The 15,021-nt window shown below is 39.0% G+C and carries 10 protein-coding genes; 2 read left to right on the forward strand and 8 right to left on the reverse strand.

What is annotated here, in order from left to right; genetic code table 11:
• Positions 1 to 393: 393 nt before the first annotated feature.
• The 8 genes from OW495_RS14230 to OW495_RS14265 all read right to left on the reverse strand — a co-directional run bounded on the left by OW495_RS14230 (position 394) and on the right by OW495_RS14265 (position 9,564).
• Positions 394 to 1,005: a hypothetical protein gene (locus tag OW495_RS14230; RefSeq protein WP_131825242.1), complete on the reverse strand. Its 612-nt coding sequence runs from the start codon at positions 1,003 to 1,005 to the stop codon at positions 394 to 396.
• The gene (locus OW495_RS14235; protein WP_241908681.1) at positions 998 to 3,217 is read right to left on the reverse strand and encodes a hypothetical protein; all 2,220 of its coding nucleotides are present in this window, start codon (positions 3,215 to 3,217) and stop codon (positions 998 to 1,000) included. Before OW495_RS14235 ends, OW495_RS14230 begins: the two co-directional genes overlap by 8 nt.
• An 11-nt stretch (positions 3,218 to 3,228) precedes the next feature.
• A complete protein-coding gene (locus OW495_RS14240) occupies positions 3,229 to 4,686 on the reverse strand; it encodes a DUF4150 domain-containing protein (protein WP_076668627.1) in 1,458 nt (485 codons plus the stop codon).
• Positions 4,687 to 4,834: 148 nt separating this feature from the next.
• The gene (gene icmH / locus OW495_RS14245) at positions 4,835 to 5,626 is read right to left on the reverse strand and encodes a type IVB secretion system protein IcmH/DotU (RefSeq protein WP_017062571.1); all 792 of its coding nucleotides are present in this window, start codon (positions 5,624 to 5,626) and stop codon (positions 4,835 to 4,837) included.
• A complete protein-coding gene (tssK, locus tag OW495_RS14250; protein WP_017066221.1) occupies positions 5,623 to 6,948 on the reverse strand; it encodes a type VI secretion system baseplate subunit TssK in 1,326 nt (441 codons plus the stop codon). The genes icmH and tssK overlap by 4 nt, the downstream gene beginning before the upstream one ends.
• An 11-nt stretch (positions 6,949 to 6,959) precedes the next feature.
• Positions 6,960 to 7,460: a type VI secretion system lipoprotein TssJ gene (gene tssJ, locus OW495_RS14255; protein WP_029222546.1), complete on the reverse strand. Its 501-nt coding sequence runs from the start codon at positions 7,458 to 7,460 to the stop codon at positions 6,960 to 6,962.
• Positions 7,453 to 8,949, reverse strand: coding sequence for an FHA domain-containing protein (locus tag OW495_RS14260; RefSeq protein ID WP_102514454.1), 1,497 nt, complete (start codon positions 8,947 to 8,949; stop codon positions 7,453 to 7,455). Before OW495_RS14260 ends, tssJ begins: the two co-directional genes overlap by 8 nt.
• 9 nt (positions 8,950 to 8,958) lie before the next feature.
• On the reverse strand, positions 8,959 to 9,564 hold the full coding sequence (locus OW495_RS14265; protein WP_076668623.1) for a hypothetical protein: 606 nt from the start codon (positions 9,562 to 9,564) through the stop codon (positions 8,959 to 8,961).
• Positions 9,565 to 10,232: 668 nt separating this feature from the next.
• Here OW495_RS14265 and OW495_RS14270 point away from each other — a divergent pair.
• Entirely contained in the window at positions 10,233 to 11,543 is a 1,311-nt protein-coding gene (locus tag OW495_RS14270) for a type VI secretion system ImpA family N-terminal domain-containing protein (RefSeq protein ID WP_102514453.1), read from the forward strand.
• 60 nt (positions 11,544 to 11,603) lie between these two features.
• Entirely contained in the window at positions 11,604 to 14,996 is a 3,393-nt protein-coding gene (gene tssM, locus OW495_RS14275) for a type VI secretion system membrane subunit TssM (protein ID WP_102514452.1), read from the forward strand.
• Positions 14,997 to 15,021 lie beyond the last annotated feature (25 nt).

Raw genomic sequence — 15,021 nt, forward strand, 5'->3', positions numbered from 1 at the left:
CTCTAAGAGAAATATCCACCCATTTATAGTTATCTCAATTATTCCCATGTAGTGGAGTATAAACTGGTTTCAACCCATTTTCGTCAACAACGAAGTACATCGAATTCTCGGCTTTATTATAACAAGCTTTCAAACCATCACCTTTGTTATCTAACTCACAAGTTAACATAACAGAATCTTGTTCGCAGTTCGCATTTACAAAAATTGGTAACAACACAAAAAATAAAAAAAACAATGCTTCAATAAATTTAGAAATTATATTAAAACTAAGCATATCGGATGCAGATAAAATTGAAACAATACAGGTTCTTGCAAAAATAGAGAGAGCATCTATACGTCGGGCACTCAAAAGATGAAACATTCTTCAATATCTACTCAAGCCTTCTATACTGTTCATAAGTTAATGTCGATCGTCATATCTTGTACAGATTTATATAAATTGTTAACTATAAAATCGGAGAGTGTTCTTCTATCATATTTTTCCAAATCAATAATACTCTCTGGATATTTCACATTTACTTTATATAGCGTGTTTTCACCTTCTCTTTTATCAACATTTTCTTCGAGATAGAAAACGTCGGTTAGAACAATTTTATTATTTTTGTAAGAATAAACCAAAATAAAACTATAACTAGAATTATCTTCTTGTGTTGTTGTTACTAGAATGTTATTTTCAACATCTTGGTTAGTTGAATAACCCAATTTCTTCACTAAAATATTTGATATAATCAATTTGTAATCAATATCATTTTCTAAAACATCAGGATAATTACTCTCATTGCCTGAAATCGTTGATATTTGATTATCACCAAGCAATATATCTTGACCTAAAAAACGTTGCTTAGATTTTGAAAAGTAATAACCCCCATAAATTTCATTTACCTCAACTTCAATTTTTTCATTTTTAAGATTTATTAAAAAACAATCTTCAACTTGAGAAAACGAACTAAAACTCAATAAAGCTGCGGATATGAATACGATCAATCTTACTAAAAACTTATTCATTACATAAAACCTCATATATATCCAAAAAGTACTTTGTTCTTTTTACTTTGTGAGAACGTGGAAGGCGTGAGTTGACAACATTAGTGATACTATTTGTACTAGCTATACTTCCGGACACTTTCTCATTCAAATTATTAACATCCCAAAAACCAAGGGCGGATAAAAAACCTTCTTTAGTTCTCAAAACCGAGTAAGGGTCATCTGAAATATTAAAATCCAAGTCTTGAATTTTCTTTTCCAATCTAGTTTGAACAGCGTCATAGTTATATTTCCAAGTTAGCTGTATAAACCCCTTCCCCTTATACCTCAATCCAGAAACGTCCCCTCCTTTGACGAGTACAAAATCGCCATCTGCTGAATCACAAGAATAAACACGTTTCGCTATCTCATCTTCCTGAGGGAACTGGCTATAATAATAGCTTCTTCTTCTCAGATACTTTTTCTTATCCGCCTGTGGAAGTGCTTTATATTCACTTTCATCAATCCGTATGTAGCCAAGACTAGCTGCTTCTTCAGGGTATTTATTGAAGTAACGCTTAAACATTTCTTTTAACCTATCAACAGAATACCATAAGTCCTCTTCATTACCTTTTAGTTTCGAACCAACTTCCGCTCTTATCTGAGCAAAAAATTGTGCCGCTCGTTCATTGGTATTTATTTCGAAACTACTGGCATATTTATTAAATAAGTCACGCACTTCTTCTCTTTTACTGTGGGAAGAATCTGGGAACATCAGATTCATTTGCTTTTGAGTCACGTAGTAACCCGAAAAAAAAGAATTAACAAAAGGCCAATAATGCCAAAGACTCTTATCATCGCCTAGTTGTAAATCACCTTGTAAATCTTGCATCCATGAGAACTTATCTGCTCTTTCCAATTCGAATTGAGAGAAAAGATCAAAGCTCTCCATAACTTGATCGCGCCATGGAGAGTTGCGGTAATCCTCTTCAGTTACAAAACCGGCCGAGCACTTAATATCCAGAGCTTCCTTGGCTGTCTGATGGATTGATTCATAAAGACTTTGTGACGATTCTGTATGCCAATCTGTAGGATGTTTCACAATAAATCGCTCAAAATGTTTACGCTTACCATCTAAGTATACTTTGGCATCACGAGCAGTGAACGAGGAGAAATCCGTTACTTGATCTTCTGTCACAGATTCGAGTAATTGCTGAATAAACGAATTACTCATATCAACGGCACCACTACTATCGGATCCATCGAGAACGACCAGTGGATTTTCTTCCGCATTTTTGGGAGAAACCTGTTTTTTGAAAAATTCGGGCGGCTCTTCAAAAGAGAACATCTCGATATGTACACGATTATCGTCTTTCTTAGTTCCTATTGCATCGTTGCTGTATTCGTGCGCTCCCATGTAGCCGATATCTTCCCCAGCTGAAACCTTTATCCCCTCTCTCAATAAGATCGGGAGTAAAGAAACCACACTACCGTCCCTAATCATTGCCGCGTTGTCCGACATCCACTTAGGTTCTGAAACTGGTTCTGATAGGACAGCAGAGGAATCTTCCAAAATGTCAAAGTCACTATTGAGACCCGAAGCAAACCAAACAATCTTGTTTAACATTGCTTTTTCTCCGCCACTTGGTGACTCGCCATTCTCTACGACACGGCACTTTATCATTTTGTAAGTATTTTTGCCGATCTGGTATGGGTGGGTTTCCTTCTCTTCGGCATACAAGTATTCAAGTGTTGTTCCTTTAGACATCGACTGTTTTTTTTCACCAGAATTAGTAGGTACATCACTATGTTTGAAAGTGCGTACATTTCTCGCTTCTTGTAAACGGTAACGCGTGGTTATAGATGAATTGGCGCCAATATCTGAAGGTGGTGCAAGGTGCATATAAAGTGTATGGAATTTAAATACATCTTCACTATCTTCGGGGTTTACAACCTCATGCTCTATAAGAGCAAAGTTATTACTGTATTTAAATTCTTGATCTTGATAGGCGGCAACTTGGTAATCGGAATGAATCCGAAACGCTACAATTTTACCATCAAGCATCGCTTGAATAGGTCTGAGGCCTTTACCCCAAGGTAGCATTTTTGATGTTAAATGAACCCCACTATGCCAACCATAGCCTTGCCCTATTAAATAACGACCGCTCTTAGCTTGATCAAACAACTTAGTAAAATCACTAAGCGTATGGTAAGCATCGCCTTCTCGTTGCGCTATCGGAAAAACTGCATCCATGATTTACTATCCTAGTCTGAAAAGTTATCGTCAAAAATGACAAACGATGGGCGGTTCAAGTTGTTTGATTTCGTGTAAACCACGGCATTAACTCTACCAAGGTTAGTTGTAAACCCTGATTGACCTGTGATGTTAACGATGCTTCCAACGGCCATCGCAGATATAGAAATTAGAGTGTCATTTTTGTTCGAGAAAATTTGGCTAACTACGTCAGGTAATGCCTGTTTGAAATGGTTAAGTGCTTTTTTATAACCTTCAACTCCCTCTTCAACTGAACTCAACGATCTCGCTGAAGCCTGGTTTTGTATGAAATCCAAACGATCGATGATTTCATTATTAAGCTCATCGATGTATGAACAGATTTGATTGTTTATCAACGTCCACAAGACTAACTGCAAATACCTCACGGTATTTCCTGCCCCCAAAAGGCGAAGTTTTGCAAGTAACTCATAAGGAGGTTCAAACACATCAGCTTGATATAGGACCCTCAATATGTCGCCATTTTCGTGTACTTGTTCTAACAGTAGTTCAATTAAGGGTTCATACTTATCAAGCGAAGTGCTATCAGTTTGAATGTGATAAAGTGCCGAGACATAAGCATCAGAAAAATCTTTAGAGTGGTTTTGACTGATCGCGTAAGGAGTCAGAATACGACTTTGTTCTAATACGATATCTCTAAAGTCATCATCACTGAAGGATGGAGACATCAAGATGCCCCAATCATTGGCAACCCCGACACGGTCCTCCCAAAATGGTGATCGACGACCCGCTACAAACGTGCAAAAATCATTTGGGTCAGGATATGTTTCCGTCACTACACTTTCAGCTAAAGATTGGTTTGGAGTATAAGAGTCTGGAGTTTCGCAGAGTACCAGCTTGCATTCTTTTAAAGCTAGCCCACCAACCGTTGCTTTTCCGCTAGAATCCAAAGCCCCACTCCCGATGACAGATCCAGAAGGCTCGACTAAAGAAAATGGCGCATTAGAATAAGGCATACCATTTGGATACTTGCACTCTATATCCAACGTATACGTCCCTTCTTGATCTTCAGTTACAGAAACCGAAGGGTTTTGCGCGCCGCCTAAACACATGGTGTTGGCTTTGTTCATAGTCATCTGGTCAGAAAGTCGGCATACACCGATACCTTCGAACTTAACGGTAGGAGAAGCTGATATGAATTCGGCCTCGGCTTCAATAGTACCTGAGGCTACACCCTTTTTATCACCACCGGCATCACCAGTACTAGCGCTGAATTTACTGCCTTTTATAGCAATGCTGTTACCGCCATCCATAGAGACGGTCGTGGTGCCGCCCGCTAAATCGGCGGACTTTGCATTGTTACCATAAGGGATAGGAACAACAGGTTTGCCGACTGTTGTTAAACAAACATCAGGGAGTGTTGCGTTCGCTTCTCCTCCTGAGCCTTGATGAACTACGCTGAGTCCATTCGCACAAACTGTTACGCCCATAGTAAATCCAATTAAATTCCAATAGATGTATGATAAAAGAGATCGCAGGTCGCAATCTCTCTAAGTACGTAGTGAAAATGAAGGATGAGACTGTTACTTCGAGTCTATTTTTAAAAACGGACAGAAGATCTCACAATTAAATCTAATGCTATTGATAAACATCCAATAGCTGCTGAAATTTTAGGTCAATGACCAAGTAGGTCGCGGCATACATAACACCAAAGATCACAGTACTGACGCCAATAATTAACTTAGGGGAAATAACGCGTTTGAGAGGTTTTTTTAAATACTTCGCCTTTAAGTTAACTAACGTTACTTTTTCCTGTTCGGCTAAACGCTCGTCTCGGACTAAGCGATAAATTGTGTTTCCTATCTCTGAAAGCTTTTCGTTACCACGCTCTTCTCGGCCGTATTTACCTTTGAACCCAAGTTGAAGCAATAAATAAAGGAATTCGATAACGTGTCTGTATTTTCGTGGATCAGCTTTCAAGCGCTCTAAAATAGTAAAAAACTTATCGCCGCCAGATGTCTCGTTATGGAACTCCGACAATAAGCTATTGGTACTCCAATGGCTGTTTGCCCCCCACTCTTGCCTACACACAGATTCATCTATTGCAGCACATAAGCAATAGCGTATGACCAATATTGATGCCCGATCCAACTCCATTTCATTGAGCTTTCGTTCACCTTTGCGAATTTCTCGAGCAACTTGTTCTCTAAAAGGGCCAGGATCGTCCAACCAAGGAATCGAAGACATACATGAGAGACTGGCTATTAACCAGGTAAACTGATCGACCAACGGGTTAACACCCATGCTCTCCACGTTTAAGTCTCTTACCGCAATATTTCTAGATAAATCAGGTGCAGGCATAACCTCCATTGGTTTGCCTGGTTCTGGTTGAAATAGTACTACGGTGACATCGTTTTCGGCGTAACTCATAAACGTACAGCCCAAAGCTGTAGTGATAAGTTCGCGAAGTCGCCAGCAATATGTACAGCGATTGCTGCCGTGTTATTCAATGCATTCCATTCGTCACTCGCTTTATCGAGCTCAAAATAAGTATAGCCAGCATGATAAGGCAACGCTCTAGGTACCACTGGCATTGGTTTCATTTCAATACCCGGCAATTGTAAGTTGATCAAATCGCGAATATTGTCGATCGAACCAATCTTGGTTTGGCTTACGAACTGCGTATGCAGAATATCAAGTGGTACGTCTGCTTTAACAGCAAGAATAAACGTCGTAGATTCGACAATTTTACTGTCTGGAATTGCTGCAGTTCGAATTCCGTAGCTTTGCTCTCTCAATGTTAAAGGTATTGCACGTTGTTCTGACATAACACTTAATGTCATTTTCGCGCTATCAAGCGTACGAGATAAACAATCGGTCAGTTGGCTATGGTTGTATTTTGTAAACTCTTGTGGTCTACGAGATGCGGAACACAGTGTAGATAATTCACCTTCCGCTTGTAACAGGATCCGATAAAATGACTCTGGGTGAACGCCTTCAACACTTGCAAAATGCCAGAACAACGGCTCATAACGATTCAAAGCTTGTAACAACATAAAATCAGCAACAGATGACACGCCCTGTTGGTCAACCACGCCTAAGCGTTGAACAATCGATTCGGCCCTGTGTTTAAGCATTGACGCGAATTCAGTCGCGAACTTGCTCAAAACTATAGATGCGTGAATATCAATGCACGTCGGAATATAGTTTTCATCCAGAATGATGCTCCCGTCTGGCTTCACTTCCGAAATTTTCAAAATGGGAATTGATGTATATGCGCTCTTATCTTCATGATCGTACATTAAGAAAAAGTTAAGCTTACCCACCACAATACTTGCCATATCTTCTGATTCATAACATGCATCTACGGCTTCTTGGGTTTCCATATTATAGCGAGCACCGTCTCCATTTCCGCCAAAGAGTTCAGATCGCTCTGATGGCAGTGGGCAGCATAAGTACACCACTTTATCCGCAATCGAAGGGTCAACATCTCTTACTTCTGGAAGCTCAGCAAGAAGCGGTAAATCAAATGGAGTACGGTCTTGTAAGATACCTTCTGCTCGTGTGATCCCGATTTTACCAAGAGCCAGTAGCTCAGTGTTAATCTCAATTTTTTTCACTCCCCAGTGTAAGGGAGAGCTATTAGAGCTAAGCATGTTAGATAACTTGCCTTGAGACCTATCGAGTTGCTGAAAGTGTTGAGGCTTCATGAACATACCATCTTGCCAAACAACTGGGTTATATAAAGACATTCGTCAGTTCCTTAAAAATACGTCTGTTCAATACCGCGAGTATTGTTCGAAGATAATTCACTACCCTCTACTTTTAATCTCAGAAAGTACTCACTTTTTTCTTCGATCACTTCAACCTTCCGCCAAGACGAGCCATCAATATCTCTGAATGCCACAGAAAAACCTAATGCTCGCGTCGTTGGATCTAACTCTAAAATCTCATGTAGCTCATCGCCCGGCTGCAGTTGGTATTCATATCGTTTAATATACTCATCACCTAAGGACGCTTTATCATTTTCGAATAGAGCAAAAAAATCCAAACTACGAAATAAAACAGGTGAAGTGAGCTCATGAACTCTTAGAATGACCGGCGAAGATTGTCCCTGCTCTCGAACATTAAGAAGTTCTGAAGCTTCTATTACGAGTTCAATTGAAGATGTTTCTGGCGTAATTCCAGATGATTCTTTAAATTGCTCCCACATTGAGCAACCTGATAATAGAAACAAGGTAATGGGGATTATAAGTTTACGCATGATCAGCTTTTGCAACCTTATTGTATCTGTCTTTCATCAACGCTTTAAAAGTTGACTCATTGAATTGTCTAGTACTTTGCTCATAATGTTCACTGTACTTTTTCCACAACTTTGACTTACTAAGGAAGCGTGTCTCTTGGCTTAAAGTGTTTGCAAACTGCTGAGGATCATTCGCTTTTAGTTGCTCCAATACCAAATCGTTAATTGCCCTCGCATATAAGGTATCGTGCTCGCTAAGTTCATCCAGTATCTGTTCAATTAGCTCATTTGGAGCCAATAGATTTTGACTATTTAGCGTTAACATCAATGTAGTTAGGCTAAGATCATTGTGGGCAAATGAACTTTCGTCAGTAAGCTCTTCAACACTCTGTAAATCTTTGTACAAATTATCGATACACAATCGTAAACAAGCGCCCATTTGTTTAAAAAATAGAGCGTCATGTTTCGTGTCAGATTCTAAATCAACACCCAGTCCTTCAAAAAATGCATGTGTCACATTTTCATGTTCGTAAGAAGTTTCACTCAATGCGATATTATTCTGAGTTCTACTCTCACTTTCAACAGGCTGCTCTTGTGGTTCGGTATGAGAGACAAATTCTTGTGTCACCTCTTCCCACTTATGGCTCTGTATGTTTGTAGAATGAGGTATAATAGTGACAGGTGGCACTTCTGGTAGTTTATTTTTGAGAGTCCCTGAACTACCGTTAGGTGTATCTGACTTAAGATCTGAACCTTCAACGCTTGCTGGTTTTAAACGGTTCGATATATTAGCTTGATCATCGGCGACATCTTTAGCTTTCAGGCTCGCCTGCTGTTCTTCTTCCATCCCCATCCAATCTTCAGGAATCAGACTAGGAAGGTCAAACTCAGAATGGATACTCAGACTGTCATCAACGACTTGCCTTTGATGTTCTGTCGATGACTTCGTAAGGCTTTTATCGTTGCTTTCGTCTCTAACAAGGTAGTCATCATCTCTTTGCATTGAGAATTTTAAGTGTTCGACGGGATCATGGGTCTCAACACCATCAGGTTTCGTTTCCATAAAGAGATCTTCTAGCGTGCCTGCCTCAGCCTCTTCTTCAACAACGGACTCTTCCAAGTTCATTAAAGGGTCTGTTGAATCTCTTTCTGGTGCTATTTCAGAAGCTATGTCGTATGAAGTCGTTACCAACTCAAGAGAAATACTCACTTCATATTGTCCCAAAGACACTCTATCGCCGTCACATAATGAGACCGGTTGATTCTTAAGGATCTTATTCCCATTAACCAATGTCCCATTAGTACTGATATCGCTGATGTAATACGTATCCCCATATACACTTAACAAGCAATGTGTACCCGATATAAAACGGTTATGATCAGTCAATGAAACAGTACACCCAGCTTCACGACCAATAGAACCGCCTTCTTCGGGCATTTCTATACTCTTAGCTCCAACGTATTCTTCTGGGCACTTTGAGATCACCAAAACCAATTGATTAATTCGCATGAATAGCCTTTAAAACAGAAGAGAAACACTAAACTCAACACCACCTAACCCCTCGTTATAAAAAGGTAAGATGTATGAAGCTTGGGGAATAATTTGTAAGTGAGCGTCGGGATTGCTGCCTAATTTGATCACGCTCCCTAAAGTAACTACAGCGCCGGCTTCAAATTGATCAATATCTTCAAGTTGTTCGCCATATCTAAAACCTTGGTCATCAACTTTCCAACGGTTAGAGTATTGTGAGTAACCTAAAGACAAACCTGCACCAATGTAAGGAGTAAACACCGACCAGCTACCTAAAGCATACTGTGGGACAATGCGAAATTCGTAATTTGTCACCTCGTTATACACACCATTTTTAGGTGCTTCGATATCATCTTCTGCTAAATAATTAAACCCTAACCACCAACGCCATCGGTTATTGCTCTCGTCAATTGGACGTGTATGGACGAACCCGTAACGCAGAGCATCTACTTGTCCACTCGGTCCTTCTTCGTATTCTATAGTGTCTATGCTCAGCATATTTACTGAACCACCATATCTCTCACCCTTCGCGATTGCGATGGATGAAAAAAGGCACATTGTGGATATTAGACCGATTTGACTTAGGTTTCGCATGCTTCCCTCTGAGTTCATCCATATATTAACTAGATGCGCAAGATAGCAAGTATTATGTCTTTTACAATAAGGAGTCGGTCGCACCCACTAATTACGACATTATAACTAGTAAAAAAAACGATATATCTATAAGAAAATGCATTACGCACATTCACCGGTTAAATCCAATTATAAAATCAAAATTATCAATAATTAGAGCCCTGCTCAATGTTAAACGCTCATAAAATTAGCATTTTCTTAATTAAAAATTTAAGCATGCCTACGCATTTATCTTTGTTCACATCATAATAATGACCTGGAAATATTTTGCTAATTTAGTATTACTTAATATTTCCAGGAATGATTGACCGTATCGATTATTGACCAGTAAATAACCACACACATCAATAGTTATATGCATAACATTTTGTAACGACAACGTTGTAAATGTGACATCAATCACTGATTTTTTATAAAAGCCAACATTAAAATGGACTTGATTTCGACTTTTTTGTGAACAACATCACATAATGTTTAATTTAAGAGCTTTTCAAATCTTTTCACATTCAAATTATCCGTTTTGAATATAGAATCGCTAAAAAATATAAAAATATAAATAAGGTATGAGTGACTTTATTAGTCAATCCTACTTTTCGATTTCATTATATATACAGTTGGATATCAAAATTATGTTTTCCTCGGATTTCACAAGGCGACCTATTGATGAAGAAAAACCTAGCGGAACTAACCCAAATGCGTTAGATGATTTCACTGAGATAAAACGTCAAATTAATAACCTAAATAAGGTTACAGGTCGAGTTTCTTGGAGAAAAGTTCAGTCTTTGTCTAAGGAAATACTCTCCAAAAATAGCAAAGACTTTCGATGTAGCTGCTACTTTACCGTCGCAGCAACGCATAATGATGGTTTAAAAGGTTTAGCCGAGGGGCTCAGCTCAATCTTAGATTTGTGTGTCGTTTATTGGTACACGGCATATCCTGAAGTAAGTAAATCAAACGCAAGAATCGGTGCGATTGATTGGATGGTCGAGCACACTGAAAAATGGATTAAGAACATTAAGACTAGCTCTGACGACATTTTGTTGATCGAAACTTGCCACCGTTTATGTTTAAGAATAGAAGAGGAACTTAGGCTCCATTATGGAATAAAAGCACCTTCACTAGGTGGAGTTCGCAGAATCTTAAAGCAATGGGTAGATGAACATAAAGAAAATGAAGCGAAACTCCGTGAAGCAGCGAGTAAAACAAGGCTAGCGGCACAAGAGAATAGACAGATACCCCCTGTTACTCAATCAACCGCAATTAAAATTGATGTATCTAACAGTAAACCAGCTATTGCTCCCAAGATAGACGAGAAATCAACGTCGAACTATTTAGTCATCTATTTATTAGCCGGGTTTCTTGTACTGGCATTGTCCTCTCATTTCCTTTATGAACAGTACCAATTGAAAGTGCTTACTAGAAAAGTAGTCGCATCAAACATCCCTCAGTTAAGCGAAATAACACACTCGTTAAAATATGAATATGCTTCAATTTCAAACGATGTAAGACCTAATGTCGTAAACCAATTAGACAATCTGATGAAAGATTGGTCGACTAACCCTGTAAAAGTGTATGAAATTGACGCTCTCGACCAATTGACTACTGACCTAACAAAACTCTACCCAGATTCATCGTCAGTTTTACGTTTACGTCAAGAATTCACTAGTCAGAAAGAAAAATTAGATTCGGATTACATGCAACTTCACCGACGCTTCTCAGATGCAAGAACTGTATTTGCAAATGTCATAAGAGGAAGCGAAAGTCAAAAAACAGCGCGAGCTTACGAATACAGTAACTCCCTTTTCCCTTTGATTGGTCGCATTGAGTATGCAGAGAAAGAAAAACAACAAAAAGAACTTCAGAAATCTCTTCGGATACTCAACGTTTATTTGCACAAAATTAAAACCTTGGAATCTGAGCTTAAAACAATGCAACCGTAGCACTAAAAAATAGCATTCAAATCAGATCATAAAACACACTTAAAACAACGAAATAGGCTTATGTTAAAACACAAACTAATGAGGAACCCTGTTGTTATATCGACAGCCATTTTCCTCTTTCTTGCAGCTACAATCGCTGCTATTTATATCCTCTGGCTAGATATAACAGACAAGTTTTACCTGTGGATCGCATTAGGTGCGGTAACACTTTTTTATTCGTTGTTTCAGATCACTTTATGGCTAAAGAAAAAAAACAACAGCAAAGCGCTTAAGCTTGAAACTGAAGAAGAAGCGCTAGCTATGGTCATTCGCCCTCTTTTGGCGAAATCAAACAAAAAGCCTATTTACTTGATGATTGGAAATAAGTATGCGGGTCGAACTCAGTTTTTACTTAATTCCTGTGCTATCAAGCCAATGGATCAAACTCGAACTGCGAAGAATGATTTTTTCGAATGGTATGAGTCTGACTCAGCAGTTTATATCAAACCGGATCAGCGACTATTGTTTCAAGAAGTGTCTAGTAACGACAGCGCTTTATGGGATGCATTTGTAGATGAGGTCATTAGACATAAGCCAAGAAAGCCATTTTCTGGTTGCTTGTTTTTTATCGATTTTGAATTTCTAATTGTCTCTGAAACCGAACAAATCGATTACACGTTAACCGCGCTTAACCATCGATTAGAATCAGTAAGTGAAAAAACATCTTCAGCGATCCCTTTATATTTAATGATGTCTAAGCTCGACAAGCTAGAAGGGTTTAAGGAATACATACACTTTAGTTCTTTAAAGACCTCGGTTGAATTTCTATCAATTCCATTAAAGGAAGCTAAAGGTGTATTTGTTGAGTACTACCATGATAGCTTCCGTAATTTAGTAAAAGTAATGGAGAGCAATGCGTTAGATTCGTCGTCTCACTCTAATGACGTTAACGAGAAGCAAGCCATATTAGCATTTCCTAAACAATTCGAATTGTGCCAGTCTGAAATTGCTTCTGTGATAGAACGACTTTCAGAACTCAATACTGGGTCTTATTCTCTTGATATCCGTGAAGTGTTTTTTATATCGAATATCCAAGGTGGTAGAAAATACAACCTATTAGCTAAGAGTTGCAGCAACTACTTTAACTTGCCGATCATTGCGTCGGAACATACTCAGTTAACAGAAACGCCCTATTTTACGCGCTTCTTAATGGACTCTCAGATCCTGCCTGAATCTGATTTCGCAGGTGAAAACAAGACTTACCTTAGGATGATCCAGAGGCAGAGCCGTCTAGCCGTTGCAGCTTCCATTATTTTGCTAGGTAGTGGTGCTTACCTGTTTTCAACGACTTTAGATGACAACCTGAGAGTGATTAGTCAGCTTATTGGTATCGATGATTCACAATCGTCTTCCCCAAAAGGCAATTCTTTTGAAAGTTCTCTTTCAAGTGCGATCCAAACTGTACAACCATCTTATCAAGCATGGCTTAGTGGCTCACAAGCGCTAGATAATGAACTTGTGAATATGAATGTAAGTCGTCTCGATGAAAGTACGAAAATCGCTTATAACGCCCTCATAATGCAAATTAGAAACCACTTAATGCCAGTAATTGAGCAAGGTTATCGTTTGCAACTAACACAAAATCAAGACAACGTTAATAATGCACTGCCTTTACTAAAAGGTTACTTAATGTTGAATGATCCTACAAAACGCGAGATAAAATTTCTACGTCAGCAAACGATGTCAACGCTGCAAAAACTCAGTGATCAACCAGACACGATCACAACAGTGATGAAATATTTGGACGCATATTTCCGCACTGATTTTGAACCTGTATCGATCAACATGAATATGGTGCGTGCGACAAGGCGTTCTCTACTCTCTAGTTCAAATGTAGATCTTGTGTACGCCAGCTTATTACAACAAGCAGGTGACATTGATTTAGGCACTTTGAATTTACAGCGAGCAGTCGGTTTCGACTTTAATAATGTCTTCAACGACAACTTGGATCCTCAACGATTAGAAATCGATAAAGTTTACACATCTACAGGCTTCAGTACGTTTTACCGCCCTCGTGTCGATTTAATGTCGCAACAAGTCATCACCGACAACTGGGTATTGGGTTTGTCAAACCACGTAATCCCAACAGACAAAGAACAAGAGACATTCAAGAAGCAAGTAAGAAAAAAATATACGGATGACTACATCAGTTATTGGCGAAATGCTTTAAGCGAACTAAAAGTAAAGCGTTATAACAATATAGGGGAAATTACTAACGCCATTGATCTGATCTCTGGCCCATCTTCTCCGATGACAACGGTTCTAAAACAAGTTTATACAAACACGCAGTTTTCACCGATCGGTCAACAAGGAGCATTAATGGCTCAAGTTAACCCTAAACTTGCGGGTGCCGTAAAAGCAGCACCAGAACTCGTTGAAGAAGTTGTAAAGCCTGACTACTTATTAATGAAAAGAGTTGAACAAGCTTTCCACATCTTGAATCAATTGCAAATTAACGAAACCCCAAACTCCCCTACACCATGGGATGAAACGATAACTGCACTGAGCAGAGTTCGTACGTATATGAAAGATATAGCAGACGCACCGGACCCTCAAATGGCAGCATTGTCTGCAGCACAACACCGGATGAGTAGTACGGATGCCGATCCTCTGATTCGTTTAAAACAAATTGCACAAAAATCTCCTGAGCCCGTAAGAAGTTGGCTTTTAGACGTAGTTAACCAGAGCTGGTCCGTGATGATTTCTGAATCATCAAAAGGAATACAGACTCTTTGGTATAGTGAGATCTACTCTAAGTTCAAAGAGTTAGGTTTAGAACGGTACCCTTTTGATCTAAGTGCAACAGAAGAAATTTCGATCGAAGACTTTGAGCTGCTTTTCGCATCGGGAGGCTTGCTTGATGCATTTATCGATAAAAATTTCGCTCCTTTTTATGACACAAACCTATGGACGCCAAAACAAGTAGAAGGTGAAATTATGCCTCTCTCACCAGAACTGCTTGTTCAGTTAAGAAATTACAATGTCATCAGAGATACACTAATCAACAAGAGTACAAACCGTTTGTACCTTCCATTTAGTGCGAAGGTACTTGATCTTGATTCTAGTGCGATCAGAGCAAGCTTAAAAATAGCGGACTCAAATATCAACTATTACCATGGTCCCAGCAGAATTCGTGAACTTGAGTGGCCTCCTCAAAATGGAGATTTCAATATCAGTATAACAATTCAAGATGTAACAGACGAAGGTAAACAACATGTACTGAGCAAGAATGGTCAATGGGCTATCTATCGGTTATTTGGTGACTCAACGTTAACAAATACCCATAACGGTAGCTTCGTGAGTGATATAAAAGTATCAGGCAGAGATCTGAGCTTGCGAATCACTCCTTTGACTCAGAAAAACCCGTTTACGTTAGCGGAGCTGTATAACTTCACTCTACCCGAAGCCATATAGTAAAAATACAAATACAAATACAAAT

Source organism: Vibrio sp. 14N.309.X.WAT.E.F5, from assembly GCF_030397615.1.
In the GTDB taxonomy this organism is placed as follows: Bacteria; Pseudomonadota; Gammaproteobacteria; order Enterobacterales; family Vibrionaceae; genus Vibrio; species Vibrio lentus.

Excerpts from the sequence above, each read along its gene's own strand:
- OW495_RS14230 (WP_131825242.1), bottom strand. The coding sequence starts at position 1,005 with ATGAATAAGTTTTTAGTAAGATTGATCGTATTCATATCCGCAGCTTTA.
- OW495_RS14235 (WP_241908681.1), bottom strand. The coding sequence starts at position 3,217 with ATGGATGCAGTTTTTCCGATAGCGCAACGAGAAGGCGATGCTTACCAT.
- OW495_RS14240 (WP_076668627.1), bottom strand. The coding sequence starts at position 4,686 with ATGGGCGTAACAGTTTGTGCGAATGGACTCAGCGTAGTTCATCAAGGC.
- icmH (WP_017062571.1), bottom strand. The coding sequence starts at position 5,626 with ATGAGTTACGCCGAAAACGATGTCACCGTAGTACTATTTCAACCAGAA.
- tssK (WP_017066221.1), bottom strand. The coding sequence starts at position 6,948 with ATGTCTTTATATAACCCAGTTGTTTGGCAAGATGGTATGTTCATGAAG.
- tssJ (WP_029222546.1), bottom strand. The coding sequence starts at position 7,460 with ATGCGTAAACTTATAATCCCCATTACCTTGTTTCTATTATCAGGTTGC.
- OW495_RS14260 (WP_102514454.1), bottom strand. The coding sequence starts at position 8,949 with ATGCGAATTAATCAATTGGTTTTGGTGATCTCAAAGTGCCCAGAAGAA.
- OW495_RS14265 (WP_076668623.1), bottom strand. The coding sequence starts at position 9,564 with ATGCGAAACCTAAGTCAAATCGGTCTAATATCCACAATGTGCCTTTTT.
- OW495_RS14270 (WP_102514453.1), top strand. The coding sequence starts at position 10,233 with ATGTTTTCCTCGGATTTCACAAGGCGACCTATTGATGAAGAAAAACCT.
- tssM (WP_102514452.1), top strand. The coding sequence starts at position 11,604 with ATGTTAAAACACAAACTAATGAGGAACCCTGTTGTTATATCGACAGCC.